We start from the raw sequence: 25,133 nt of genomic DNA, 5'->3' as shown, positions 1-25,133 counted from the left end.
CTCGTATGCAAGATGACAGAGGACCTCTCACCAGCTGAGCGATACCAGGCTTCTCGGATCCGCGCCGCCGAGCTGGCCACCGCACTCGCGCCCTTCCGCGAGTTGTACGAGTTCGATCTGGACCCCTACCAGATCGAGGCATGTGAGGCGCTGGAGGCGGGCAAGGGGGTGCTCGTCGCCGCTCCGACCGGCTCGGGCAAGACGATCGTCGGCGAATTCGCCGTGCACCTCGCGCTCGCGCAGGGCCGCAAGTGCTTCTACACCACCCCCATCAAGGCCCTGTCCAACCAGAAGTTCGCCGATCTGGTCAAGCGCTACGGACCGGACAAGGTCGGCCTGCTGACCGGCGACAACAGCGTCAACGGCGACGCCCCGGTGGTCGTCATGACCACCGAAGTGCTGCGGAACATGCTGTACGCGGGCTCGCAGACGCTGCGCGGCCTGGGCTACGTGGTAATGGACGAGGTGCACTACCTCTCCGACCGCTTCCGGGGCGCCGTCTGGGAGGAAGTGATCATTCACCTCCCGGACTCCGTGACCCTGGTGTCACTGTCGGCGACCGTGTCCAACGCCGAGGAGTTCGGTGACTGGCTGGACACCGTCCGCGGTGACACCGAGGTCATCGTCTCCGAACACCGCCCCGTGCCGCTCTGGCAGCACGTGCTGGCGGGCCGCCGGATATACGACCTCTTCGAGGAGGAGACCGACCACGGCGGCCGCGGCAGCGGCCGCCGCGAGGTCAACCCCGACCTGGTCCGGCTCGCCCGGATGGAGAACCAGCGGGGGTACAACCCGCGTGAACGCCGCCGCGGAAAGATGGTCCGCGAGGCGGACCGCGAGCGCGAGCGCCGCGAGCGCAGCCGGATCTGGACCCCGTCCAGGCCCGAGGTCATCGACCGGCTGGACGCCGAAGGGCTGCTCCCCGCCATCACGTTCATCTTCAGCCGGGCCGCCTGCGAAGCCGCCGTGCAGCAGTGTCTGCATGCCGGACTACGGCTCAACGACGAGGCCAAGCGACGGCTGGTCCGCGAGATCGTCGAGGAGCGGACGGCGTCCATCCCCGGCGAGGACCTCCATGTCCTCGGCTACTACGAGTGGCTCGAGGGACTGGAGCGTGGCATCGCCGCGCACCACGCCGGCATGCTGCCCACGTTCAAGGAAGTCGTGGAGGAGCTCTTCGTGCGAGGGCTCGTCAAGGCCGTGTTCGCGACGGAGACGCTCGCCCTCGGCATCAACATGCCCGCACGCTCCGTCGTGCTGGAGAAGCTCGTCAAGTGGAACGGCGAACAGCACGCCGACATCACCCCCGGCGAGTACACCCAGTTGACCGGGCGGGCCGGACGGCGTGGGATCGACGTCGAAGGCCATGCGGTGGTGCTGTGGCAGCGCGGCATGGATCCGGGCGCGCTGGCCGGACTCGCGGGTACGCGGACGTATCCGCTGCGGTCCAGCTTCCGGCCCTCGTACAACATGGCCGTCAACCTGGTGCATCAGTTCGGGCGGCACCGCTCGCGCGAGCTGCTGGAGACCTCCTTCGCGCAGTTCCAGGCCGACCGGTCGGTGGTCGGGATCTCCCGGCAGGTCCAGCGCAATGAGGAGGGGCTGGCGGGTTACCGGGAGGGCATGACGTGCCACCTCGGTGACTTCGAGGAGTACGCGCGGCTGCGCCGCGACCTCAAGGACCGGGAGACCGAGCTCGCCAAGCAGGGCGCGTCGCAGCGGCGGGCCGCCGCGGCGGCGTCCCTGGAGAAGCTCAAGCCCGGCGACGTCATCCACGTGCCCACCGGCAAGTTCGCCGGACTGGCGCTGGTCCTCGACCCGGGGCTGCCGGGCGGACGGACCAATGGGCACGGGCACCGCGGGCTCGAATACCACGACGGGCCAAGGCCGTTGGTGCTGACCGCCGAGCGGCAGGTCAAGAGGCTCGCCTCGATCGACTTCCCCGTTCCGGTGGAGGCGCTGGAGCGGATGCGGGTGCCGAAGTCGTTCAACCCGCGCTCGCCGCAGTCGCGCCGCGATCTGGCGTCCGCGCTGCGGACGAAGGCCGGGCACATAGCGCCGGAGCGGCACCGCAGGGATCGGTCCCCCGCGGCCGACGACCGGGAGATCGCCCGCTACCGGGCGGCGTTGCGCGCACACCCCTGCCACGGGTGCGACGAGCGTGAGGACCATGCGCGATGGGCCGAGCGGTACCACCGGCTGCAGCGTGACACCAAGCAGCTGGAGCGGCGGATCGAGGGGCGGACGAACACCATCGCCCGCACCTTCGACCGGATCGTCGCCCTGCTCACCGAGCTCGACTACCTGCGGGGCAACGAGGTCACCGAGCACGGACAGCGCCTCGCACGGCTCTACGGCGAGCTTGATCTGCTGGCGAGCGAATGCCTGCGGGACGGGGTGTGGGAGGGCTTGAACCCGGCCGAACTCGCGGCGTGCGTCTCGGCGTTGGTGTACGAGGCGCGGCAGGCCGATGACGCGGTGGCGCCGAAGCTGCCGTCGGGGCCCGCGAAGGCCGCACTGGGCGAGATGGTCCGGATCTGGGGCAGGCTCGATGCCCTGGAGGAGGACTTCAAGATCAACCAGGCGGAGGGGGTCGGCCAGCGCGAACCTGATCTGGGGTTCGCCTGGGCGGTCTACATGTGGGCGTCCGGGCGGTCGCTGGACGAGGTGCTGGGCGAGGTGGAGATGCCGGCCGGGGACTTCGTGCGGTGGTGCAAGCAGGTGATCGACGTGCTGGGACAGATCGCGGCTGCGGCTCCGCGGGAGGGGAGTTCGGTGGCGCGGAGTGCGCGTAAGGCGGTGGACGCGGTGTTGCGTGGGGTCGTGGCGTACAGCTCCGTGGGGTGACGGGTCCGTTCGTCGTCGGCCGGTCCGCTGCGTGCGGGCCGGCCGACGGTGCTTTCTTCAGACGGTGCGCTTGCCGCGCGTGCCGCTCTTCATCGACACGCCCGCGCAGATCAGGCCCAGCAGCAGGGTCAGACCGCCGATGATGACGTTGTTCAGGATGACGCCGAGGCCGGGGCTGCTGCCGACCACCCACGTCGAGGCGATCACCCAGGCGCCCATGGCGCAGATGGCCCAGCTCAGCCCGTACATCCGGTCCGGCATGACGGTGAATCCGAGGCCCAGCACGGCGATGGCGATACCCATGATCAGGTTGTGTGCCACCAGGGCGGGCTGGCTCGTCGGGAAGCCAATCACCCAGGGCGAGATGGCGCAATAGAGACCGACGAGGAACACCGGCGCGTCCACGAGGGCCACGTCACGGTCACCGAGCACTCGCGCATAGCGATCGCGCATTTCGGAAACATCGGGGTGACTGGCGATGTCACGGCCGGTGTGCGAGAGGTTTGACATGGATTCGTCTCCTTCGCTCCTGCAGACCTGGCCGCCGTTTTGTGGGAAAAGCGGCCCTCTATGACATTCTGCGCTTATCTGGCCCTTATGTGCAGGTTCGGGGTGCGTGAATGTCGGTGGGAACCGCGATGTGCGAGGCACGCTCCAACTGCCCGGCCGGGTCCACCCGGTCGTGGGCGATCTCCCGGGTGTCCCGTTCAGGACACGTCGACCGTTACCGAGTGCCAGCCCGTCGCGCCGTTGGGCACGGTGCCGGCGTGTTCGCCGGTCTGGGTGGCGCCGGTTCCGTCCGTGGCGCGGACCTCGAGGGCGTGATTGCCGGATGTGGCGGGCCACTCCCACACCCACTGGCGCCAGGTGTCCCGATTGTCCGCGGCGGCCAGCCGGGCCGGGTGCCACGGCCCGCCGTTCACCCGGACCTCGACCCGCGAGATACCGCGGTGCTGGGCCCAGGCCACCCCGGCCACCGGCACCGTGCCGGCCTTCAGGGAGGAGAAGGGGCGTGGGGTGTCGATCCGTGACTCGGTCTTGATGGGCGCCTGCTGGGCCCAGGACTGTGTGACCCAGTAGGCGTCGTACGCGGCGAACGTGGTGAGTTCGATGTCCTTGATCCACTTGCAGGCCGAGACGTACCCGTACAGGCCGGGAACGACCATCCGGACCGGGAAGCCGTGCTCGAAGGGCAGCGGCTCGCCGTTCATCCCGAAGGCGAGCATCGCGTCGCGTCCGTCCATGGCCGTTTCGACCGGGGTGCCGATCGTCATGCCGTCGACGGAACGCGCGACGATCTGGTCGGCGGGACCGCCCTTCGACGGCGGCCGCACCCCGGCCTCGCGCAGCAGATCGGCCAGCCGTACGCCGATCCACCGGGCGTTGCCGACGTAGGGGCCGCCGACCTCGTTGGACACGCAGGCCAGGGTGATGTCGCGCTCGATGATCTCGCGGCGCAGCAGGTCCTGGAAGGTCACCTCCAGTGGCCGCGCAACCCCCTTGCCGTGGATCTTCAGCCGCCATGTGCCGGCATTGACGCGTGGTACGACCAGTGCCGTGTCCACCCGGTAGAAGTCCTTGTTCGGGGTGATGAAGGAACTCAGTCCCCGGACCCTCAGATCGGCGCCCGGGGGAATGGCCGGTGCCGCGGATTCCGGTACGGGGAGGACCAGGTTGTGACGGGAAGCGGTGGCCCCGGACTGGACGGAGGAGGTGAGCCGCAGGCCCAGAACTCCCGCGCCCGCCGAGGCCGCCGCCGCCGCGGTCGCCGCGACGACGAAGCCGCGGCGGTCGAAGGCGTCGTATCCCTCCGTCTCCTTCTCCCCGGCCGCGGGAGAGGGAGGCGGAACCGGTGCGAGCCGTCCGGCCAGGAGATACAGCACCCCCGCAGCCACCACGGCGCCCACCACCGAAGGCAGCGCGTCGGCAGCTGCGCCTTCCGGGCGCCCTGCCGCCGCCACCGCCCCGACCAGGCCGAAGACCAGGACGGCGGCGGAACCGAGCCATCGGTGCCGCAGTGCCAGCACGCCGACCACCACCGCGAAGAGCGCCAGGAGAACCAGGATCCCGAGCTGGAGCACCAGCTTGTCGGCAGTGCCGAAATTCTGTACGGCGAACTCCTTCACGGCCGGGGGAGTGCGGTCGATCACCGCACTCCCTACTGCCGTGACCGGGCCTGCCTCCGGGCGTACGACAGCAGCGACCAGTTCGGCGACGGCCAGGGCGCAGAACCCGGCGATCAGACCGCTGAGCGCGGCGAGGGCGGTACGTGCCCAGCGGGATCGCCGCGGCCGTGCCGCTGCGGCCTGCTGCGAATCTTCTCGGTCTTCAGTCACAACCAGGATTCGTCGCCGGGCGCCGGGCGGATTGGTCAGGCACCCGATGGCTGCATTCGGCATCGGCGTCCGGCGCCGCCAGGACCCGGGCCGGCTGTGAGTTCTGCAGCTGTGCGGTACGGGCGTCCGCCCGGGCGGTCCGCGCCTCCCGGTCCTGCCGCACGGCGATCCCGCCGAAGCCGTCATCGGCCGCCGGACACGCGGCGAGGGCGACCCCCGGCCCCCGGCCGGCCCGGTTCGCAGCGTCCTCGGTGGTGCGCGTCGGCGGGGTGTTCGACGGAGATTCCTGCCCTACGGTCGTGATCTCCCGCAGCACCCGTTCGCGAAGCTCGGGCGGTGGTGTGCGGGCCATCGCGAGCCCGAGTCGGGTGGCGGTCTCCGACAGCGCGCGCACCTCCACGGCGCAGGGCTCGCAGCCGCCGAGATGCCGTTCGAAGTCCCGTCGCTCGGCCTCCGGCAGGGCCCACAGCGCGTACGCCCCGGTCAGTGTGTGCGGTTCGGCGGTGTTCACGTGCCCACCCCGAGACAGTCGCGCAATCGGATCAGTCCGTCGCGCAGTCGCGTCTTGACCGTCCCGAGCGGTACGGAGAGCAGCTCCGACACCTCGCGATACGTCAGCCCCCGGTAGTAGGCGAGGTCCACGGACTGCCGTTGCACCTCGGAGAGCGTGCGCATGCAGCGGCGGACCTGTTCGCGTTCCAGTCGGCTCTCGACCTGCTCGGTGACCTCGTCGAAGGCGGGCGTCCGGTCCAGCAGCGCGGCCCTGTGCTCACGGGCCGCCGACGCCTCGGCCGAGCGGACCCGGTCCACGGCCCGGCGATGGGCCAGCGTCAGCACCCAGCTCATCGCGCTGCCGCGGGCGGCCCGGAACCGGGGGGCGGTGCGCCACACCTCGACCAGCACCTCCTGCGCGACCTCCTCCGACTGGGCGGGATCGCGCAGCACGCCCCGTACGACCCCGAGGACCGGCCCGCCGACCACGTCGTACACCTTGGCGAACGCGTCCTGATCGCCTCGCGCGACCATCCCCAGGAGCTCCTGGAGATCGGGCCCGGCCGAGGGCGCTGCGCTGATGTACACGGCTTCTTTCACGCGGGCTTCCTCCCTGGTCGCTCATCGGTTCTCCGGGTGATTCGGAGCCGACGGCAGCGCGGATTGATCGGTGCGCGAGATCCTTCCACGGAGGCGGCCCTGGAGGTCCAGACCGGGGCGCTCCGGGGAGTCCTCGGCCGACTGGGAGGCAAGCTGCCCCGCGTCTTCGTCGGCGAGACCGAATACCAGCTCCACATGATCGACGCACCCTCCGGCGGCGCCCCCACCCAGACCTGGAAGCCCGGTGAGGGCGGCCTCCCGACCGACGGTGTCGCCTTCGGCGCCACAGTCCGCTGACCGCGATGAACGACATGGAGAGTGGACGCGTGTCCAGACGAATACGGCGCAGCCTCGCGCTGCGTGCCTCGGTGGCTGCCGTGGCGGCCGGCGCCGTGCTGACGGCGGGCCTGGCCGGACTGCAGCAGCAGCCCGGCGGCACGGCGGACGAGCAGGCGGCGGTGGCCTCCACCGCGCCGGTGCAGACCGAGAACCAGGCCCTCGCGGCCGCCCGCAAGAGTGGCACGAACGTTGAGGTTCTCGGGTTGCGCACCGAGCGGCGTGAGATCTTCGCCGAGCCGGACGGGACCTTCACGTCCCGCGAGTACACCAACCCGATCCGCACCGTTCGCAACGGCACATGGGTCGACATCGACGAGACGCTGGTCAAGCACGCGGACGGCAGCTGGGGCCCGAAGGCCTCCACCGTCGAGCTGACCTTTTCGGCGGGGCAGACGGACAAGCCATTCGTGACGATGCGTCATGCGGGCCGCGAGCTGGCCCTGACCTGGCCGTACGGGAAACTCCCCGCGCCGCAGATCGAGGGTGATACGGCCACGTACGCCGATGCCCTTCCCGGTGTCGACCTGAAGGTGCGTGCTGAGGCCGACGGCTTCGGTCATCTGCTGGTGGTCAAGACGCCCGAGGCCGCGGAGAATCCGCAGCTGGCCAGGCTCGACCTCGGCCTGACAACCGACGGCCTCAACGTCAAGGAAGACGCAGCGGGTGCCCTCAAGGCCGAGGATGCCGCGGTGGGTGGCACGGTCTTCGAGGCGGGCAAGCCGGGCATGTGGGACTCGTCCGCGGTCCTGGAGGCGGCGGCGAGGACCGAAGGCCCGCAGGCTGTTGCCCAGGCCCTGGCCTCCTCGGCGGCCGACGCGCCCGCCACGGAAGAGCAGAAGACCGCTCCGGCGCCGGCACTTGAGGGACCAGGCGGTGGCGGCAAGGCCGCTCCGCTCGGCATCGAGGTCGCGAAGGGCAAGCTGACGCTGGTACCCGACCAGGCGCTGCTCAAGGGCGCCGACACCGTCTTCCCGGTGGTCATCGACCCGATCCAGCGCACCACTTCGCGTACGGCGTGGACCGGTGTGATGTCCGGTATGCCGGGCGAGCAGGACTGAAAGTACTCGGACAGCGCTGGTGTGGGCAAGTGCCCGACCGACTACAACCCGGTGTCCTGCAACGGAGTCGGCGTACGCCGGCTGCTGTTCACCATGCCGATGTCGTTCTACCCTCGCCGACAGCATCGAGACGGTGCAGCTTGGCATGGGCCAGGAACTGTTGGAGTACGCCCGCGACGCCACGGCGCCCAGCGCGAAAACCCTGTCGGCCACCGAATACCGCTGTTTGGCATGCCGGTTGACAGTAGTCCTGACGGACGCACTCAGGGTCGCGGACTCGCGCGGACAGCGCATCCCCGATCAGGAAGAGGCAAGCGAGGATGCCTGACTCGCCGACCGCCGGCGCACCTTCCGCTCGTACCAGAAGTTCCTCTGACCCAAGCCCTATTGCAGCGACGCGTGGCCGGCCCGGTCCGGGATTCCGATACCCGGCCGGGCCTTCGGCTTCAGTACCGCGCGCAGCGGGAGGAAGACCAGCAGTGCGACCGGCGACAGCAGAATCGTCAGCACCAGCAGCGGCCCCATCACCAGCGGAGAGATCCCCAGCCGGCGGCCCTCCAGGAACATCCACTGGCCCAGCAGCAGATCCCAGGCGATGACCTGCGCCCAGATCGCCCCCGCCCCGTTCGCCAGGGCCATCAGATCGCGGAAGGTGTCGATGTCGGGGCTGCGCACCGCGTCCCAGAGCTCGGGGAAGACCGGCACGGCCATGACCAGATAGACCGCGAGCACCGGCAGGACGGTGAGGGGCGACGCGGCGACGCGTGCCGTGGGGCGCCAGTTCGGCGCGAGGATCATGAGCAGCCAGAACGGGGCCGCCAGGAAGAACGAGATCTCGAAGAGCGCACCGGTCATGCCGCAAACTCCTTCGCAGGGGAATCGGAGCCGGCGAGCACGTCGGCTTCGGGAACGGGCTTCTGCGGTACGGGAGTCGGCCTGAGTGCCGCATAGCCGCAGGCTCCACTCGCCGCCACGATCAGGGCCGCGGCGCCGAGCGTCGCGCCGTCGGGGTGGATCAGCGGCTGACCGCGCAGCGCCTGCCAGGCGACCAGTGCGACGACCGCCGCGTATGCGCCGGAGGCGACCAGGACCAGCCGCAGCCGGACCCGTGGGTCGCGCAGCCGGGGGAAGCGCGGAGCCAGTGCGAGCAGTACGAGCAGGAAGAGCGGCAGCAGTTGGAGTGCGTGCATGCCGACGAAGTGCGGTATTCGCAGATCGCCGCCGGTCGTCGACCAGCCGGTGAGCGGCATCGACGGGCCGCCGTCCGGGACGCCGACGGAGTGCGCGCCGATCACAGCGGCGGTGTCCAGGTTCCCCGCCGCCCGCTGCCCGGGCGTGGGCTGCGTCATCAGGAAGCCGAATCCGGCGCCCACCAGGGCGAGCAGGACACCCGAGCGGATCGCCCAGGCGGCGGCGCGGTCGGCGATCCGGGCTCGCAGCAGCAGGACGGCTATGACCAGCGTGCCGGCCCAGAGGACGGTGACGGTGATGCCCATCAGGTTGAACAGCGTCTCGTCGAACGGCGTGGCGTGGTTGAAATGGCTGCGCTTGCCGCGGATCACCTGGCCGGTGATGATCGCCATCTCGACCAGGCTGGAGAGCGCGACCACGGTCCCGGCCCACCAGCCGACGCGCCGGCCACGGGTGACCAGGGTCAGCATCCAGGCGAGCGCGAGGGCGTAGACGACGAACGAGACCGCGAACTTGAACGGCTTGAACCAGATGGCCGCGCCTGCCAGGACTCGGTCGTCGACCATCAGCCCCACCGCCGACACGGCCGTCATCACGGCCATCGCCGCCGCGAAGAGGACTAACGGCCGGTGCCATGAGCGCCATGAAGTCCATGAAGTCCGTGAAGTCCGTGAAGTCCATGAAGACATGAGGTTCCCCTTTGGAATTATGGATAGCAGCACTTCCCGCTATTCGATAGTGGAACTATCTATGATGGGTCGGGGAGTTGGCAAGCGCGGAAGGAAGAACACGCGGTGCGCATCGGTGAGTTGAGTCGCAGGTCCGGGGTTCCGGTACCAACGATCAAGTTCTATGTACGTGAAGGACTGCTGCCCGCGGGGCAGTTGACGAGCCCGAACCAGGCGAGTTACGACTCCGGTCATGAGCGCAGGCTGCGGCTGATCCGTGCCCTGCTGGATGTCGGCGGACTCTCGCTCGCGGCCATCGGGGATGTGCTCCGGGCGGTCGAGGACCCGGAGCAGCCGGTGCACAAGGTGCTGGGCGTCGCGTCGAAGCGCCTGACTCCGCTTCAGGGGAGCGAGCCGGGGCCCGAACTGGACGACGCCCGCGACGAGGTGGCGGAGCTGGTTGAACGGCGCGGCTGGCTGGTCGATGCGCGCGGCCCGGCCGGCGAGTGCCTGGCCGGGGTGCTCGTCGCGCTGCGGCAGGCCGGGCACGGCGGATTCGTCGGGCTGCTCGACGACTACGCGGCCGCCGCCGAACCGGTCGCGCGGGCCGACCTCGACTACGTGGGGCGGCGGGTGGCGCGCGAGGACCTGGTGGAGAGCGTGGTCGTCGGCACGGTGCTGGGGGAGGCGATGTTCAGCGCGCTGCGACGGCTCGCGCACGTGGACGCGTCCGCGCGCGCGTACGAGACGGTGGGTGACGGCGGGGCGCGTGTTGACGGCGACGGTGGCGGCACGGGTGGGGCGGGTGCGTACGGCGACGGTGACGGTGGGGTGGTGGCGCCTGCCGACAGTGAGTGAGCCGGTGCTCCGGGAACGCGTAAGCCCCGGCCGGGGACCGGGGCTTAGGGGAGTGGGCCGGTGCTACGCCGCCTTCTCCTGCTCGCGCTCCACCTGTGCGTTCCACTCGCGCTTGACCGAGCGCCAGGCGTCGTCGCTCTGGCCGAGCCGCCAGTAGCCCGAGATCGACAGCTGGGGGAGCGGGATCCTGCGGTCCAGGCGCAGATGGCGGCGGATCTCCTTCACGAAGCCCGCCTCGCCGTGGACGAACGCCTGGACCTCGCCCGCCGGGAAGTCCAGCTCCTTCACCGCGGCGGTCAGTGCCTCGCCGACGGGCCGCTCCCCGCGGTGCAGCCAGGTCACCTCGACGCCTTCGGGCGACACGATCTTCTGCTCCTCCGCCGCGTCCGCCACCTCGACGAACGCGTGCACCACCGCGCCCGCCGGCATCTGCTCCAAGGCCGCCGCGATGGCTGGGAGGGCGCTCTCGTCGCCCGCCAGGAGGTGCCAGTCCGCCGAGGCGTCCGGGCCGTAGCCCCCGCCCGGGCCGAGGAACGTCACCGGATCACCCGGGGCCGCCCGCATCGCCCAGGGGCCGGCGAGGCCCTCGTCGCCATGGACCACGAAGTCGATGGCCAGCTCCCGGGCGACCGGATCCCAGGAGCGCACCGTGTACGTACGGGTGGTGGGCCACAGCTCCCGCGGCTGCTCCTCGCGGATGCGGGCCACGTCGAACGGGTGCGCGTACTTGGCACCCTCGGGGGCGAAGCAGAGCTTGACGTAGTGGTCGGTGAACCCGGAGAGCCCGAAATCGGCGAGACCGTCACCGCCGAGCACCACACGGACCATGTGCGGGGTGATCTGCTCGGTGCGCAGAACGTGGGCCCCCTGCGCCCTGGGTGCCTGCCGTGCCGGTCGTTCTGCCACGAGGTTCTCCCTGCTCCGATTTCTTAGGCTTACCTAAGTTAGCACCTCGGTCCTGTGCTGTGGAGGGCCGGAGTCAGGCGTGCAGCGCGGAGAGCAGGCGTTGCAGTGCGCCGCCCAGCCCCCACCGCTTCGCGAGGGCTTCGAGCGCGACCGGATCGCGCGGCTCGGAGGGCAGTGCGGGGTCGAACTCCGGCAGGGGTACGTCACCGGCGACACGGACCACCTTCGGCGCGACGGCGACGTAGTCCCGGGCCTCGTCGAGCCGCTTGCGCTGCGAGGTTGTCAGCTTGGCGGCCGGATCGTCGACCGCGGCCATGATCCCGGCCAGATCGCCGAAGGCGTCCAGCAATTTCGCCGCCGTCTTCTCGCCGATGCCCGGGACGCCGGGCAGTCCGTCGCTCGGGTCGCCGCGCAGCAGGGCCAGATCGGCGTATCCGGAGCCGTCCACCCCGTATTTCTCCCGCAGCCACGCCTCGTCCGTCAGCTGGAGCGAGCCGACCCCCTTCAGCGGGTAGAGCACCCGCACCCCGCGGGCGTCGTCGACCAGCTGATAGAGATCCCGGTCGCCGGTGACGATGTCCACGGGGCCGGTGGCCAGGCCCGTGAGCGTGCCGATCACGTCGTCCGCCTCGTAACCCGCGACGCCCACCCGGGCGATGCCGAGCGCATCGAGCACCTCCTCGATGACCGGCACCTGCGGGGCCAGGGTGTCGGGGGTCTCCTCCTCGTCGGGCAGTCCCTCGGCGGTCTCCACCGCGACCCGGTGCGCCTTGTACGACGGGATCAGCTCCACCCGCCAGTGCGGCCGCCAGTCCGCGTCCATGCAGGCGACCAGGTCGTCCGGCCGGTGGTCCTGCACCAGGCGCCCGATGAAATCGAGCAGCCCGCGCACGGCGTTGACCGGCGTCCCGTCCGGGGCGCGGACCGAATCGGGGACCCCGAAGTAGGCGCGGTAGTAGAGGGAGGCGGTGTCGAGGAGCATCAGGCGTCGCGTCACACCCCGATGATGCCGCACCCCACTGACAGCCCGTCGCACCTCACCGGCACCGGCCGCCAGGGAGGTCCGGGCCGGGGGTGGCCCCGCTCTCAACAACGCCCACTTGTATGTGAGCTGGGTCACTCTTGTGTTTGGCTCGTGTAAGTGGGGGCAGGCGCGCAGCCGGAGCGGAGCACGTAGCAATTTCAACTGCTGCACGTGCCATGCGGGCCGAATCCGCGTCGCTCCACGGTCTGCCGGAGGGGGTGGCAGACCGTTTTCGGTTCAACCCGCGAGGTGTATGTGTCAAGGCTGCAAGCCGAGCACTTGTACAAAGTGTTCGGCAGACGACCCGATCAAGCCGTGCAGAAGCTCGAAAGCGGCGTCGACCGCGATGCGCTGCGCGCCGACGGAACGACCGCAGCGGTGATCGACGCCTCGTTCACCGTTGAACCGGGCCAGATCTTCGTCGTGATGGGTCTGTCCGGGTCCGGAAAGTCCACGTTGCTGCGCATGCTCAACGGCCTTCTGGAACCCACAGCCGGCCGTGTGCTGTTCGACGGCCAGGATCTGACCGCCCTGAGCCCCGCCGAGCTGCGCCACGTCCGGTCCTCGAAGATCAGTATGGTGTTCCAGCACTTTGCGCTCTTCCCCCACCGCAGCGTGCTGGAGAACGCCGGATACGGCCTCGAGGTGCAGGGTGTGCCGCGCGCCGAGCGCGAGCAGCGCGCCGCCGAGGCGCTGGAGCTGACCGGCCTCGCCGGCTGGGAGAAGTCCTGGCCCGACGAGCTGTCCGGCGGCATGCAGCAGCGTGTCGGCCTGGCCCGCGCCCTGGCCACCGACGCCGACCTGCTGCTGATGGACGAGTCCTTCAGCGCGCTCGACCCGCTGATCCGCCGCGACATGCAGGACCAGCTGCTCGAACTGCAGAAGCGCCTCAAGAAGACGATCGTCTTCATCACCCACGACCTCAACGAGGCCATGCGCCTCGGCGACCGCATCGCCGTGATGCGTGACGGGAAGATCGTCCAGCTCGGCACCGCCGAGGACATCCTCGTCACCCCGGCCAACGACTACGTCGCCTCCTTCACCCAGGACGTCGACCGCTCCCGGGTGCTGACCGCGGGCGCGATCATGGCCGAGCCGCACACGGTCATGGGCACCACCACGGACGACGGCAAGGAGCTGCGTACTGCCGCCGACGTGCTGGCGGCCGCCCCCGCCACCGTCACCGAGTCCACGCCGATCATCGACCTCTTCACGCCCTGCTCGCAGAGCGGTGTGGCGGTCGCCGTGACCGACACCGAGGGCAAGCTCGTCGGCGTCGTACCGCGGGCCCGGCTGCTCGCCGTCCTCGGCGAGCCGATGACTCCCGCCGAGCCGATGATCCCCGCCGAGGCGCCGCAGGACGTCAGGCCCGGCGTGGTCGACACGAAGAAGGTGGCCAATGTTTAGGCTCCCTCTCGGTGACTGGGTCGACTCCGGCGTCGATTGGCTGCAGACCCACCTCTCCTGGCTGTTCGACGCGATCAGCTCGATCGTCAGCGGCATGTTCGACGGCATCGCCGCCGTGCTCTCCGCCCCCGCACCGCTGCTCTTCGCGGGCATCGTCGCCGTCATCGCCTGGTGGCTGCGCGGTCTGCTCGCGGGTGTGCTCGCCTTCGTCGGGTTCGCCCTCATCGACTCCGTCGAGCTGTGGGATGAGGCGATGGACACCGTCACCCTGGTGCTCGTTGCCACGATCATCGCGCTGGTGCTGTCCGTACCGCTGGGCATCTGGGCGTCCCGCTCGAAGGCCGTCAGCGCCGTGACCCGGCCGGTCCTGGACTTCATGCAGACCATGCCCGCCATGGTCTACCTGATCCCCGGCGTCATCTTCTTCGGCGTCGGCGTGGTGCCCGGCATCATCGCCACCATCATCTTCTCGCTGCCCCCGGGCGTCCGGATGACCGAGCTCGGCATCCGCCAGGTCGACGGCGAACTCGTCGAGGCGGCCGAGGCGTTCGGCACCACCCGGCGCAACACCCTGCTGCGGGTCCAGCTGCCGCTCGCCCTGCCCACGATCATGGCGGGCATCAACCAGGTCATCATGCTGGGCCTGTCCATGGTGGTCATCGCCGGCATGGTCGGCGGCGGCGGCCTCGGTGGCGCCGTCTACCGCGCCATCGGCAACGTCGACGTCGGCCTCGGCTTCGAGGCGGGCATCTCCATCGTCATCGTGGCGATGTACCTGGACCGGATGACCGGCGCGCTCGGCCGCGAGGTCTCCCCGCTCGCCCGCCGCGCGCTGGCGAAGGCGCAGTCGATGGCCGGCGGACTGAAGATCTGGAACTACCGCCCGCAGCCCGTCGTCGCCGTCTCCGGCATCGTCGTCCTCGCGCTCGTCGCGGGTGCCATGGGCATCTTCGGTTCGTCCGGCTCGGGCAAGTCCACCGGCACCGCCGACGGTTCGAACGTCGGCGCGGGCAAGAAGATCAGCATGGGTTACATCCCGTGGGACGAGGGCATCGCCTCCACCTTCCTCTGGAAGGAGATGCTGGAGCGGCGCGGCTACCAGGTCGACGTCAAGCAGTACGAGGCCGGCGCGCTCTACACCGGTATGGCCAACGGCCAGATCGACTTCGAGACCGACTCCTGGCTCCCCGTCACCCACGCCAGCTACTGGAAGAAGTACCAGGACCGCCTGGAGGACATGGGCTCCTGGTACGGCTCCACCTCGCTGGAGCTGGCCGTCCCCTCGTACCTGAAGGACGTCCAGTCGCTGGACGACCTGTCGGGCAAGGCGTCGCAGTTCAAGGGCCGGATCGTCGGCATCGAGCCGAGCGCCGGTGAAATGGGCCTGCTCAAGGACAAGATCCTGCCGGGCTACGGCCTGGACAAGGAGTACAAGGTCGTCGACGGCTCCACCCCGTCGATGCTGGCCGAGCTGAAGCGGGCGTACGCCAAGAAGGAACCGATCGTCGTCCCGCTCTGGTCGCCGCACTGGGCGTACAACCAGTTCGAGCTCACCAAGCTCAAGGACCCCAAGAACCTCTGGGGCAAGGGCGACGGCATCCACACCCTGGCCCGCAAGGGCTTCTCCGCCGACAATCCCGAGGTCGGCAGCTGGCTCAAGAACTTCAAGATGAGCGAGGACCAGCTCACCAGTCTTGAGGCGCAGATCCAGAAGTCGGGCACCGGCAACGAGCAGGAGGCGGTCCGCACCTGGCTGAAGGCCAACCCGGGTGTCGCCGACGAGTGGACCCCCGTCGCCAAGGCCGCCGCGCCCAAGGGTGCGAACGGCAAGGACGAGCGCGACCGCGCCGTCGAGATGGCCTGGTTCCCCTGGGAGGAGGACATCGCCGCCACGTACCTGTGGAAGGCGGTCCTGGAGGAGCGCGGCTACAAGATCAACCTCAAGCAGTTCGAGGTCGGTCCGATGTACGCCGCGATGTCACGCGGGCAGATCGACGTGCAGTTCGACGGCTGGCTGCCGTACACCCAGAAGAACTACTGGGACAAGTACGGCTCCCAGCTGACCGACATCGGTTCGTGGTACGGCCCCACGTCCATCGAGGTCGCGGTGCCCTCGTACGTGAAGGACGTCAAGACCCTCGCCGACCTCAAGGGCAAGTCCTCGGAGTTCAAGGGCCGGATCATCGGTATCGAGCCGGGTACCGCCACGATGGAGAACCTCAAGAAGAACGTGCTGCCGACGTACGGCCTGGACAAGGAGTACCAGGTCGTCGACTCCTCGACGCCGGGGATGCTGTCCGAGCTGAAGCGCGCGTACGCCAAGAAGGAGCCCATCGCGGTGCTGCTCTGGACGCCGCACTGGGCGTACAACGAGTTCAGCATGACCAAGCTGAAGGACCCCGAGAAGGCCTTCGGCGACGGCGACCGGCTGCACACCATCGCCAGCAAGGACTTCCCCAGGAACTACCCGCAGCTGACGAAGTGGTTCAAGAACTTCAAGCTGAGCGAGGACCAGCTCGCCGGCCTGGAGAACCAGATCCAGAAGCGCGGTGCGGGACATGAGGAAGAGGCCGTGAAGGCCTGGATGGAGAAGAATCCGGGCATCGCGGACACGATGGCCCCGCAGTAGGGTCCGACAGGACCCGAAAACGGGAAGGGGTGGGCACCGCCGACGGCGGTGCCCACCCCTTCCGGCTGTCAGGAAGACGCTCATCCACCGGCCGACCTTGCGTAACCGTGTGCGTAATGTGCCGGCAGCCGGGAGGATGACGAGTCGGGAGGGAGCCGGACATGGACGACAAGGAAGCACTCCGCGTGGGCGCCGCGGTCCGCCGACGGCGCAGATCCCTGGGGCTCACACTGGCCGCGGTCGCCACCCGCAGCGGCCTGTCCGTGCCGTTCCTCAGCCAGATCGAGAACGAGCGGGCCCGGCCCAGCGCCCGCTCCCTGGACCGGGTCGCCGAAGCGCTGGAGACCAGCACGGCACGGCTGCGCGCCGCAGCGGACTCGGCGCGCGCCGTCGAGGTCGTACGGGCGGGCGAGGGCGACGGGGTACGCAGGGTGGTGCGCGGACGCCATCAGCTCAGCGCCCTGGAGTTCACCGGCGAGCTGGACCTCGGGCGCGAGTTCCAGCACCGCAACGACGAGGTGATGTACGTGGCGCAGGGCGCGGCGGAGGTGGAGGCCGAGGGGCAGGCGTACCGGCTGGAGCAGGGCGACACGCTGTTCCTGTCCGGCGGTGTGCGCCACCGCTGGCGGGCCACGGTGCCCGGCACGCGACTGCTGGTCGTCGCCGTCGCCGAGCACATCGACGCCACCTTCGACCCGCGTCGCTGAGAGAGGCTGTCCGCCGTGCGCGTCGTCTCCCTGGTCCCGTCGCTCACCGAGGCCGTCGCCGCAACCGCCCCGGGCCTGCTGGTCGGCGTCACCGACTGCTGCACCCACGGGCCTGACCGCGGCCCGGATCGGCGGCACCAAGAATCCCGACGTGGCGGCGATCGTCGCGCTCCGGCCCGATCTCGGCATCGCCAACGAGGAGGAGAACCGCGAACCCGACCTCGCGGCGGTCGGGGCCGCCGGCATCGAGGTGCTCGTCACCACGGTCCGCACCCTCCTGGGCCGCGACACCTTCGCCGGGGCCTGCTGGTCAGGGTCGGCGTCGAGAACGTCTACGCGGACCACGCCGAGCGCTGCCCCCGTATCCGCTCGACGCACTCAACGCGGCGGGCGCCGACCTCTCGTCCTGCCCGACGAGCCGTACCGCTTCACCGCGGACGACGGCCCCGAAGCCTTCCCCGCACTGCCCGCCGCGCTCGTCGACGGGCGATTCCTCACGTGGTACGGGCCGTCACTGGCGCAGGCCCCTGCGGCGCTGCGAGCAGCGCTCCGCTGAGCAGCCCGCGCAGCGTCCGCAGCCCGGCCACCGCCCACGCCGCCACCAGCAGCATGTACAGCGCGACGGCCAGCCAGGTGTACGCCGTGAGACCCGTGTGCCGGGCCAGACCCGCGGCGCCGGTGACACACGTACCGACGGGGAAGGTGAAGCCCCACCACGTCATGCTGAAGGTCATTCCGTTCCGCACGGCGCGCACCACCAGCAGGGCGGCCAGCGTCAGCCACATCAGCGCGAAGCCCATCACCGGCACCCCGTACAGCACGGCGAACGCCCCGAACCCCGAGGCGTACGGCTCCCCGACCGCGCCCGGCGCCACATCGGCGAGCTGATTGACCGCGGTCGTCGACTGGCCCAGCGGGCCGAGGACCAGGAACAGCGTGGGCGTCAGCGCGAGCGGCAGCGGGCCCTGGTGAACGAGCCGGGCGAAGATCAGCGGCAGCATCACCAGCGTGGCGAGCAGGCTCAGCCCGAACATCGCGTAACAGGCCAGCAGCATCGCCTCCCGCCACTGACCGGCAGGCAGCTCCGGCACCAGCAGCGGACCCAGCGCCGCGGAGACCATCGGCGCCACCACCGGCAGCAGCCACACCGGCGACGCGGTGCCGGGCTCGACCCGGTGGCGTACGACCATCAGATACGGGATCGCGACCGCGGCGGCCAGCCCGATCACCGTGCCCGCCGTGTACAGCACCACATCCAGGGCCAGCGCCGCCCCGTGCCCGATGACGTCCCGGCCGACCACCATTGACGAGCCGCCGACCGCCAGCAGGGCCATCGAGAGACAGCCGTAGAACGGGGCGACGGTGGGGTCGAGCAGATGCGTACGGGCCTGGTCGCGATGGGCGGCCCAGTGCCCGGCACGGGCCGCGAGCACCACCGCGAGCATCACCGTCGCGAGCGCCCACACCACCGTGCAGGCAGCGCGCAGTCCCGGGACATGCACGGGCAGCGTCGCACCCGCGCTCGCGACGATCGCGGTGCCCATGACCGTTGCGTACCAGTTGGGGCCGACGTACCGCAGGTGAGGGAGCCGCAGGGCGGCCGGATACGGGGCGGGGGCTTGTTGCGTCTGCGGAAAGATGGCCATGCCACGATTTTCGTGGCGGGGGACGAACCCCACCAGGGACTCCGCCTCTATGAGCTCATAAGCTGGCTTTATGTCCGGCGAAGAACATGTCCCCCTCTCCCACCGGGTCCCCGACCTCGGTGCGCTGGAACTGCTGCTCGCGGTCGCCCGGCACGGCAGCCTGGGGCGCGCGGCACGCGACGTCGGCGTCACCCAGCCCGCGGCCAGCAGCCGCATCCGGTCCATGGAGCAGCAGCTCGGCCTCGCCCTGCTGGACCGTTCGCCGCGCGGCTCCCGGCTCACCGACGCGGGCGCGCTGGTCACCGACTGGGCGCGCCGGATCGTCGAGGCGGCCGAGGCGTTCGACGCGGGCGCGCAGGCGCTGCGCGACCGGCGGGACTCCCGGCTGCGGGTCGCCGCCTCCATGACCATCGCCGAATACCTGTTGCCGGGCTGGCTGATAGCGCTGCGCGCCGAACGGCCGGACACCGCGGTCTCGCTCCTCGCCGGGAACTCGGCGGCCGTCGCGGGCCGACTGCTCGTGGGCGAGGCCGACCTCGGCTTCGTGGAGGGCCTGTCCGTGCCGGAAGGCCTCGACGGCACCGTCATCGCCCACGACCGGCTGGTCGTCGTCGTCGCTCCGTCCCACGCATGGGCCCGCCGCCGCACGCCGCTGACCCCTCAGGAGCTGGCCGCGACCCCGCTGATCCTGCGGGAGCGGGGCTCCGGCACCCGCCAGGTCCTGGACGCGGCCCTGGCCGCCCACGGCGGCCTCGCCCAGCCGCTGCTCGAACTCTCCTCGACCACCGCGGTGAAGGGAGCGGCCCAGAGCGGCGCGGGCCCCTGCGTGCTGAGCGAACTGGCGCTAGGCGAGGAGCTGTCCTCCCGGCGCCTGGTCAAGATCCCGATCGCCGGAGTACGACTGAGGCGCCAACTGCGCGCCGTCTGGCCCGCCGGCCACCGCCCGACGGGACCGGCACGCGATCTGCTGTCACTGACGGGCCGGGACATGCCACCGACGGAGCGGGACGCGTAGCGGGGGACCCGCGTACGAGAGGTCCCAGCCCCATGCACCGGCCCGAGGCGCACACGCTCACCGGTCCCCGTGGTCCCCGGCAGGCGCACGGGACGGGGCCGGCCGGCACGTCGAGGCCACCACCACGGCCTGCATCAGCCGCGGATCGTCCCCCATCTCCGGATGCCACTGCACCCCGAGCACCCACTGCGCACCCGGCAGCTCGATCGCCTCGACCGTGCCGTCCGCCGCGTGCGCCGAGGCGACCAGGCCGGGAGCGAGCCGCTCCACGCACTGGTGGTGATAGGTCGGGACGGTGGTCTCCTCGGGCACGACGGACGCGTACCGAGTCCCCGGCACCGGCGCCACCGTGTGCGAGCCGAACCTTCCCGCCACGCCCTGCGGGCCGCTGTGACCGTCCAGATGCTGGGTGAGCGTGCCGCCGAGCGCCACATTCAGCAGCTGCATGCCACGACAGATCGCCAGCAACGGAGTACCGGAACCGAGCGCGGCACGGATCAGGGCCGTCTCCCAGCCGTCGCGTTCCGGTGCGGGCGGCCCCGTCCGCGGGTCGCGGTCGGCTCCGTACCGTACGGGATCCACATCGGGCCCGCCCGCGATCACCACCGCGTCCAGCCGCGCCACCACCGACGCCGCGAGGTCCGGATCGTCCGGCGGGAGCAGAACAGCCAGACCGCCCGACTCGCGGACCAGGCGTGCGTAGCCGGCAGGCAGCAGAGTCGTCGGCAGGTCCCAGACGCCCCAGCGCGTCGAAGCCTCCAGATAGGTGCTGATTCCGATCAGCGGACGGTTCATCAGATCCCTCTTTCACCCGGCACGCGGCACGCACCGGCACCGTATCCAAATCCCTTTCGCTGCCCATAGATTTGGATCACCCGTCGGCCTGCGAGGAGAGGATCCATCCGTGTCCGACCGAACAGCCCCGCTCTCCGTCGAGGAACTGCGCGTCCTCGTCGGGAGCGGCGAGATCGACACCGTGGTCCTCGCCTTCCCCGACATGCAGGGAAGACTGCAGGGCAAACGGTTCGCGGCCCCCTTCTTCCTCGACGAAGTCATGGAACACGGAACCGAAGGCTGCAACTACCTCCTCGCCGTCGACACCGACATGAACACCGTCGACGGATTCGCGATGTCCTCCTGGGAGCGCGGCTACGGAGACTTCGCGCTGCACCCCGACATCACCACCCTGCGCCGCGTCCCCTGGCACCCGGGCACCGCGATGGCCATCGCCGACCTCGCCTGGGAGGACGGCGCCCCCGTGGTCGCCGCACCCCGCCAGATCCTCCGCAGACAGCTGGAACGACTCGCCGGGCACGGCTACACGGCCCACGTCGGCACCGAACTCGAATTCATCGTCTTCAAGGACACCTACGAGCAGGCCTGGGACCGCAGCTACCGCGATCTGACCCCGGCCAACCAGTACAACGTCGACTACTCCGTCCTCGGCACCGGCCGGATCGAGCCGCTGCTGCGCCGCATCCGCAACGACATGGCCGCCGCGGGCCTCACCGTCGAATCCGCGAAGGGCGAGTGCAACCCCGGCCAGCACGAGATCGTTTTCCGATACGACGAAGCCCTGGTCACCTGTGACCAGCACGCCGTCTACAAGACCGGCGCCAAGGAGATCGCCGCCCAGGAGGGCGTCGCGCTCACCTTCATGGCCAAGTTCAACGAACGAGAGGGCAACTCCTGCCACATCCACCTATCCCTCCGGTCCACCGACGAGGCCGGGCGCAGCGTCATGGCGGGCGAGGACGGGGGCATGTCCCCGGTGATGCGCCACTTCCTCGCCGGACAGCTCGCCGCCCTGCGCGACTTCTCCCTCCTCTACGCACCGAACATCAACTCCTACAAACGCTTCCAGCCGGGCTCCTTCGCCCCGACCGCCGTCGCCTGGGGCCACGACAACCGCACCTGCTCCCTCCGCGTCGTCGGCCACGGCCCCTCGACACGCTTCGAGAACCGGCTGCCCGGCGGTGACGTCAACCCGTATCTCGCCGTCGCCGGACTGATCGCGGCGGGCATCCACGGCATCGAGAAGGGCCTGGAACTTCCCGAGCCGTGCGAGGGCAACGCCTACGCCGCCGCGTACGACCACGTCCCCACCACGCTGCGCGAAGCAGCCGAACTGTGGGAACGCAGCGAGCTGGCGAAAGCGTCCTTCGGCGAAGAAGTCGTCGCGCACTACGGCAACATGGCGCGCGTCGAGCTCAAAGCCTTCGACGCCGCGGTGACCGACTGGGAGCTCCACCGCTCCTTCGAACGCCTGTGAGGCACCGAGTGACCACACCCGACCACGCGGTGGAACACCGCGTGCTCAACCCGGCGACGGAAGAACTCCTCGCCACCGTCCCGTCCACCACCCTCGCCGAGGTCGACAGGGCGGTCGCCCGAGCCGCGACGGCCCAGCGCACCTGGGCCGCCCTCGCGCCCGCGGACCGTGCCCGGCTGCTGCGTCGCTTCGCCGCCGCCGTCGACGGGGAGGCCGAGCAGCTGGCCCGCCTGGAAGTCCAGGAGGCCGGTCATACCCTCGGCAACGCCCGCTGGGAAGCGGGCAATGTCCGTGATCTGCTCGACTACGCCGCCGGGGGAGTGGAACGACTCGCGGGCCGGCAGATCCCGGTTCCCGGCGGAATCGACATCACTTTCCTCGAACCCCTCGGCGTCATCGGTGTGATCGCACCCTGGAACTTCCCCATGCCGATTGCCGCCTGGGGCTTCGCCCCCGCCCTCGCCGCCGGCAACGCCGTGCTCCTCAAACCCGCCGAGACCACTCCGCTCACCGCCCTGCGGCTGGCCCGGCTCGCCCTGGACGCGGGCCTTCCCGAACACCTCTTCCAGGTGCTGCCGGGCGCCGGCGACGTCACCGCAAACGCCCTGGTCGAGCACCCCGGCGTCGCCAAGATCGTCTTCACCGGCTCCACCCGTATCGGCAAGCAGATCATGGCCAAGTGCGCCGACCGGGTGAAGCGGCTCACCCTCGAACTCGGCGGCAAAAGCCCCAACATCGTCTTCGCCGACGCCGACATCGAGTCCGCCGCGGCCGCCGCGCCCATGGCGTTCCTGGACAACGCGGGCCAGGACTGCTGCGCCCGCAGCCGCATCCTGGTGCAGCGGTCCGCGTACGACCGCTTTCTCGAACTCCTCGCGCCCGCGATCGAATCCGTCGTCGTGGGCGACCCCTGCGACGAGAACAGCCAGATGGGCCCGCTCATCTCCGGCGCACAACGGGAACGGGTCCGCAGCCACGTCCCCGAGGACGCGACCGCGCTGCGCGGCAAAGCGCCCGAGGGGCCCGGATTCTGGTTCCCGCCGACCGTCCTCGTCGACGTCCGCCCGGACTCACCCGTCGCCACCGAGGAGGTCTTCGGGCCGGTCGCCGTCGTCCTTCCCTTCGACGACGAGGCCGACGCCGTCCGGCTCGCCAACGCGACGGAGTACGGCCTCGCCGGTTCAGTCTGGACCCGGGACGTGGGCCGCGCGCTACGCGTCTCGCAGGCGATCCGGGCCGGGAACCTCTCCGTCAACTCCCATTCCAGCGTCCGCTACTGGACCCCGTTCGGCGGCTATAAGCAGTCCGGGCTCGGCCGCGAACTCGGCCCCGACGCGCTGACCGCATTCACCGAGACCAAGAACGTCTTCATCAGTACGGAGGCCTGAACCGGGATGACCATCACCGACAGCGAGAACATCTGCCGCCGCCTCGCCGGCCGCACCGCCGTCATCACCGGCGCCGCCGGCGGCATCGGCCTGGCCACTGCACGCCGCCTGGCGTCGGAGGGCGCGAACGTTGTCTGCGCCGACATCGACGAGCACGCCGGCAAGGCCGCGGCCGAGGAGGTCGGCGGCACCTTCGTACGCGTCGACGTCACCGACCCCGAACAGGTCGAGGCGCTCTTCAGGACCGCGTTCGACACCTACGGTTCCGTCGACATCGCCTTCAACAACGCGGGCATCTCCCCGCCCGACGACGATTCCATCCTCACCACGGGCCTGGAGGCGTGGAAGCGCGTCCAGGACGTCAACCTCACCTCCGTCTACCTCTGTTGCAAGGCCGCCCTGCCCTACATGCGGCGCCAGGGCCGCGGCTCGATCATCAACACCGCGTCCTTCGTCGCCGTCATGGGCGCGGCCACCAGCCAGATCTCGTACACCGCGTCCAAGGGCGGCGTCCTCGCCATGTCCCGTGAACTCGGCGTGCAGTTCGCCCGCGAGGGCATCCGGGTCAACGCGCTGTGCCCCGGACCGGTCAACACCCCGCTGCTCCAGGAGCTGTTCGCCAAGGACCCGGAACGGGCGGCCCGCAGGCTCGTGCACATCCCGGTCGGCAGGTTCGCCGAGGCCACGGAGATCGCCGCGGCCGTCGCGTTCCTCGCGAGCGACGACTCCTCGTTCGTCAACGCCACCGACTTCCTCGTCGACGGAGGAATCTCCGGGGCGTATGTCACCCCCCTCTAGAGTGGCGGGATGAGCAACGCGACTCCGCCCGGCTGGTATCCGGACGCCGCGATACCGGGCACCGAACGGTGGTGGGACGGCACGGCATGGACCGCGCACACCCGCCCGACCGCCGCCGTACCCCCGCGGTTCGGTCCCCCCGAACCGGTCGCGAACGCACCGGGGAACGGCGGCGGCAGCGCGGCAACCGGCGGTGCCACCCGGATCGTCGCGCTCGCCGCGGCCGGGCTGGTCGTCGTCGGCGCGGCCGTCACCGGGGCCCTGTTGCTGGGCAGGGGCGACGACGGCGGTACGCGGCCGAAGACCGGACCGAGCAGCTCCGCACCGCTACCAGGCGCCGGCCGGAACACTCCGAAGCCGAGCCCGACACCGGCCGGGAGCGACCCCAAGGTCCTCGTCGACCAGCTCAACGGCATCACGCTGCCGATCCCCGACGGGTGGGAGAAGCCCCGGAGCACCGTCGACGAGGCCCTCACCATGCGGACCGTCGACGCGTACCGATGCCCCGGCGACTCCTCCGACTTCTGCTACCACGGCACGGTGACCACCCGCACGGCGAACGCCACGGACCTCACCTCCGCCGAGAAGCTCGCCGAGCAGGACATCACCGCCGCCGCCGACAGCGCCTACGAGGAGAACATCGTCGGCGACCGGATCCACGGCGGCATCACGTCCCACCGGCAACTCGCCTCCGAGGCCGTGAGCGTCGCCGGGCGCACCGGCTACCGGGTGCGCTGGCGGGTCACGACCGGCAAGGGCCCCGGCGGCTATGTGCAGTCGCTCGTCTTTCCCTCGACGGTCGGCAGCGAATCACCCGTCATCGTGCGCTACGCCTTCGACGCGGGGCCCGACGGGCCGCCGCTCTCCCTCATGGACACCATCACCGAGGGAATCCGGCCGATCGACGACAGCGCGACAAGCGGCGGCGTGGGCAGTTCCGTGGCTCCCTGAG

Annotated in this window: 23 protein-coding genes and 2 pseudogenes; 15 read left to right on the top strand and 10 right to left on the bottom strand. The window is 70.4% G+C overall.

Annotated features, from left to right (window positions below):
• Positions 1 to 12 precede the first annotated feature (12 nt).
• Complete coding sequence (locus tag OH735_RS06665) at positions 13 to 2,847, top strand: DEAD/DEAH box helicase (RefSeq protein WP_406380277.1); 2,835 nt, start codon at positions 13 to 15, stop codon at positions 2,845 to 2,847.
• Positions 2,848 to 2,904: 57 nt separating this feature from the next.
• On the opposite strand, the gene OH735_RS06660 is transcribed toward OH735_RS06665, so the two are convergent.
• The 4 genes and pseudogenes from OH735_RS06660 to OH735_RS06645 form a co-directional block, all read right to left on the bottom strand.
• Positions 2,905 to 3,357, bottom strand: a complete 453-nt coding sequence (locus tag OH735_RS06660; protein ID WP_406380275.1) for an SPW repeat protein — start codon at positions 3,355 to 3,357, stop codon at positions 2,905 to 2,907.
• A 197-nt stretch (positions 3,358 to 3,554) separates the two neighbouring features.
• On the bottom strand, positions 3,555 to 5,183 hold the full coding sequence (locus OH735_RS06655) for a molybdopterin-dependent oxidoreductase (RefSeq protein ID WP_406380273.1): 1,629 nt from the start codon (positions 5,181 to 5,183) through the stop codon (positions 3,555 to 3,557).
• A gap of 64 nt (positions 5,184 to 5,247) precedes the next feature.
• Positions 5,248 to 5,694: pseudogene (locus tag OH735_RS06650) on the bottom strand (zf-HC2 domain-containing protein); the annotation flags it as partial.
• Positions 5,691 to 6,275: a sigma-70 family RNA polymerase sigma factor gene (locus OH735_RS06645; protein WP_406380271.1), complete on the bottom strand. Its 585-nt coding sequence runs from the start codon at positions 6,273 to 6,275 to the stop codon at positions 5,691 to 5,693. The pseudogene OH735_RS06650 and the gene OH735_RS06645, both read right to left, overlap by 4 nt.
• A gap of 63 nt (positions 6,276 to 6,338) precedes the next feature.
• Here OH735_RS06645 and OH735_RS06640 point away from each other — a divergent pair, with 63 nt between their 5' ends.
• The 3 genes from OH735_RS06640 (at position 6,339) to OH735_RS06630 (ending at position 8,000) form a co-directional block, all read left to right on the top strand.
• Entirely contained in the window at positions 6,339 to 6,572 is a 234-nt protein-coding gene (locus OH735_RS06640) for a hypothetical protein (RefSeq protein WP_406380270.1), read from the top strand.
• Between the two features lie 29 nt (positions 6,573 to 6,601).
• The gene (locus tag OH735_RS06635; RefSeq protein ID WP_406380268.1) at positions 6,602 to 7,672 is read left to right on the top strand and encodes a hypothetical protein; all 1,071 of its coding nucleotides are present in this window, start codon (positions 6,602 to 6,604) and stop codon (positions 7,670 to 7,672) included.
• A 133-nt stretch (positions 7,673 to 7,805) separates the two neighbouring features.
• A complete protein-coding gene (locus tag OH735_RS06630) occupies positions 7,806 to 8,000 on the top strand; it encodes a hypothetical protein (RefSeq protein WP_406380266.1) in 195 nt (64 codons plus the stop codon).
• Positions 8,001 to 8,056: 56 nt separating this feature from the next.
• On the opposite strand, the gene OH735_RS06625 is transcribed toward OH735_RS06630, so the two are convergent.
• Complete coding sequence (locus tag OH735_RS06625) at positions 8,057 to 8,527, bottom strand: ABA4-like family protein (protein ID WP_406380265.1); 471 nt, start codon at positions 8,525 to 8,527, stop codon at positions 8,057 to 8,059.
• Positions 8,524 to 9,465, bottom strand: a complete 942-nt coding sequence (locus OH735_RS06620) for a hypothetical protein (RefSeq protein WP_406380263.1) — start codon at positions 9,463 to 9,465, stop codon at positions 8,524 to 8,526. Before OH735_RS06620 ends, OH735_RS06625 begins: the two co-directional genes overlap by 4 nt.
• 192 nt (positions 9,466 to 9,657) lie before the next feature.
• Between OH735_RS06620 and OH735_RS06615 the strand changes: the two genes are divergently transcribed.
• The gene (locus OH735_RS06615; RefSeq protein WP_406380262.1) at positions 9,658 to 10,389 is read left to right on the top strand and encodes a MerR family transcriptional regulator; all 732 of its coding nucleotides are present in this window, start codon (positions 9,658 to 9,660) and stop codon (positions 10,387 to 10,389) included.
• Positions 10,390 to 10,452: 63 nt separating this feature from the next.
• On the opposite strand, the gene OH735_RS06610 is transcribed toward OH735_RS06615, so the two are convergent.
• Together OH735_RS06610 and OH735_RS06605 are read right to left on the bottom strand one after the other, a co-directional pair.
• The gene (locus tag OH735_RS06610) at positions 10,453 to 11,295 is read right to left on the bottom strand and encodes a siderophore-interacting protein (protein ID WP_406380260.1); all 843 of its coding nucleotides are present in this window, start codon (positions 11,293 to 11,295) and stop codon (positions 10,453 to 10,455) included.
• Between the two features lie 73 nt (positions 11,296 to 11,368).
• Positions 11,369 to 12,277, bottom strand: coding sequence for a 5'-3' exonuclease H3TH domain-containing protein (locus OH735_RS06605; RefSeq protein WP_406386443.1), 909 nt, complete (start codon positions 12,275 to 12,277; stop codon positions 11,369 to 11,371).
• A gap of 357 nt (positions 12,278 to 12,634) precedes the next feature.
• Here OH735_RS06605 and OH735_RS06600 point away from each other — a divergent pair, with 357 nt between their 5' ends.
• From OH735_RS06600 to OH735_RS06580, 5 genes and pseudogenes are all read left to right on the top strand, one after another.
• Positions 12,635 to 13,726, top strand: a complete 1,092-nt coding sequence (locus OH735_RS06600; RefSeq protein ID WP_406380258.1) for a glycine betaine/L-proline ABC transporter ATP-binding protein — start codon at positions 12,635 to 12,637, stop codon at positions 13,724 to 13,726.
• Entirely contained in the window at positions 13,719 to 16,355 is a 2,637-nt protein-coding gene (locus OH735_RS06595; RefSeq protein WP_406380256.1) for an ABC transporter permease/substrate binding protein, read from the top strand. Before OH735_RS06600 ends, OH735_RS06595 begins: the two co-directional genes overlap by 8 nt.
• A gap of 161 nt (positions 16,356 to 16,516) precedes the next feature.
• On the top strand, positions 16,517 to 17,062 hold the full coding sequence (locus OH735_RS06590; RefSeq protein WP_406380254.1) for a helix-turn-helix domain-containing protein: 546 nt from the start codon (positions 16,517 to 16,519) through the stop codon (positions 17,060 to 17,062).
• Positions 17,063 to 17,077: 15 nt separating this feature from the next.
• Positions 17,078 to 17,279: pseudogene (locus OH735_RS06585) on the top strand (helical backbone metal receptor); the annotation flags it as partial.
• 33 nt (positions 17,280 to 17,312) lie between these two features.
• Complete coding sequence (locus OH735_RS06580; protein ID WP_406386442.1) at positions 17,313 to 17,618, top strand: helical backbone metal receptor; 306 nt, start codon at positions 17,313 to 17,315, stop codon at positions 17,616 to 17,618.
• Here OH735_RS06580 and OH735_RS06575 read toward each other — a convergent pair.
• Positions 17,557 to 18,708, bottom strand: a complete 1,152-nt coding sequence (locus tag OH735_RS06575; RefSeq protein WP_406380252.1) for a TDT family transporter — start codon at positions 18,706 to 18,708, stop codon at positions 17,557 to 17,559. The two genes, OH735_RS06580 and OH735_RS06575, sit on opposite strands and share 62 nt — an antisense overlap.
• Positions 18,709 to 18,778: 70 nt before the next feature.
• Here OH735_RS06575 and OH735_RS06570 point away from each other — a divergent pair, with 70 nt between their 5' ends.
• Entirely contained in the window at positions 18,779 to 19,723 is a 945-nt protein-coding gene (locus OH735_RS06570) for a LysR family transcriptional regulator (protein WP_406380250.1), read from the top strand.
• Between the two features lie 57 nt (positions 19,724 to 19,780).
• On the opposite strand, the gene OH735_RS06565 is transcribed toward OH735_RS06570, so the two are convergent.
• A complete protein-coding gene (locus OH735_RS06565) occupies positions 19,781 to 20,518 on the bottom strand; it encodes a gamma-glutamyl-gamma-aminobutyrate hydrolase family protein (RefSeq protein ID WP_406380248.1) in 738 nt (245 codons plus the stop codon).
• 109 nt (positions 20,519 to 20,627) lie between these two features.
• Between OH735_RS06565 and OH735_RS06560 the strand changes: the two genes are divergently transcribed.
• From OH735_RS06560 to OH735_RS06545, 4 genes are read left to right on the top strand one after another with little or no spacing between them, the layout of a single operon-like run.
• Positions 20,628 to 21,995 (top strand): glutamine synthetase family protein, encoded by a 1,368-nt coding sequence (locus OH735_RS06560; RefSeq protein ID WP_406380246.1) that lies wholly within the window; start codon positions 20,628 to 20,630, stop codon positions 21,993 to 21,995.
• Positions 21,996 to 22,003: 8 nt separating this feature from the next.
• Entirely contained in the window at positions 22,004 to 23,383 is a 1,380-nt protein-coding gene (locus OH735_RS06555) for an aldehyde dehydrogenase family protein (RefSeq protein WP_406380244.1), read from the top strand.
• Positions 23,384 to 23,389: 6 nt separating this feature from the next.
• A complete protein-coding gene (locus OH735_RS06550) occupies positions 23,390 to 24,181 on the top strand; it encodes a 3-oxoacyl-ACP reductase (protein ID WP_406380242.1) in 792 nt (263 codons plus the stop codon).
• A 9-nt stretch (positions 24,182 to 24,190) separates the two neighbouring features.
• Positions 24,191 to 25,132 carry a DUF2510 domain-containing protein gene (locus OH735_RS06545; RefSeq protein WP_406380240.1) on the top strand — a complete coding sequence of 314 codons (942 nt, stop codon included), beginning with the start codon at positions 24,191 to 24,193 and terminating at the stop codon, positions 25,130 to 25,132.
• The last annotated feature ends 1 nt before the right edge of the window (position 25,133 follow it).

This window comes from Streptomyces sp. NBC_01618 (assembly GCF_045209435.1).
Taxonomy (GTDB): Bacteria; Actinomycetota; Actinomycetes; order Streptomycetales; family Streptomycetaceae; genus Streptomyces.
The sequence above is the reverse complement of the archived record's forward strand: the minus strand, read 5'-3'. Positions and strand labels throughout refer to the sequence as shown.

What these genes read in the sequence shown, in the direction of transcription:
- OH735_RS06665 (WP_406380277.1), top strand. Translation starts at nt 13, where the DNA reads ATGACAGAGGACCTCTCACCAGCTGAGCGATACCAGGCTTCTCGGATC.
- OH735_RS06660 (WP_406380275.1), bottom strand. Translation starts at nt 3,357, where the DNA reads ATGTCAAACCTCTCGCACACCGGCCGTGACATCGCCAGTCACCCCGAT.
- OH735_RS06625 (WP_406380265.1), bottom strand. Translation starts at nt 8,527, where the DNA reads ATGACCGGTGCGCTCTTCGAGATCTCGTTCTTCCTGGCGGCCCCGTTC.
- OH735_RS06620 (WP_406380263.1), bottom strand. Translation starts at nt 9,465, where the DNA reads ATGGCCGTGATGACGGCCGTGTCGGCGGTGGGGCTGATGGTCGACGAC.
- OH735_RS06605 (WP_406386443.1), bottom strand. Translation starts at nt 12,277, where the DNA reads ATGCTCCTCGACACCGCCTCCCTCTACTACCGCGCCTACTTCGGGGTC.
- OH735_RS06595 (WP_406380256.1), top strand. Translation starts at nt 13,719, where the DNA reads ATGTTTAGGCTCCCTCTCGGTGACTGGGTCGACTCCGGCGTCGATTGG.
- OH735_RS06590 (WP_406380254.1), top strand. Translation starts at nt 16,517, where the DNA reads ATGGACGACAAGGAAGCACTCCGCGTGGGCGCCGCGGTCCGCCGACGG.
- OH735_RS06575 (WP_406380252.1), bottom strand. Translation starts at nt 18,708, where the DNA reads ATGGCCATCTTTCCGCAGACGCAACAAGCCCCCGCCCCGTATCCGGCC.
- OH735_RS06570 (WP_406380250.1), top strand. Translation starts at nt 18,779, where the DNA reads ATGTCCGGCGAAGAACATGTCCCCCTCTCCCACCGGGTCCCCGACCTC.
- OH735_RS06565 (WP_406380248.1), bottom strand. Translation starts at nt 20,518, where the DNA reads ATGAACCGTCCGCTGATCGGAATCAGCACCTATCTGGAGGCTTCGACG.
- OH735_RS06550 (WP_406380242.1), top strand. Translation starts at nt 23,390, where the DNA reads ATGACCATCACCGACAGCGAGAACATCTGCCGCCGCCTCGCCGGCCGC.
- OH735_RS06545 (WP_406380240.1), top strand. Translation starts at nt 24,191, where the DNA reads ATGAGCAACGCGACTCCGCCCGGCTGGTATCCGGACGCCGCGATACCG.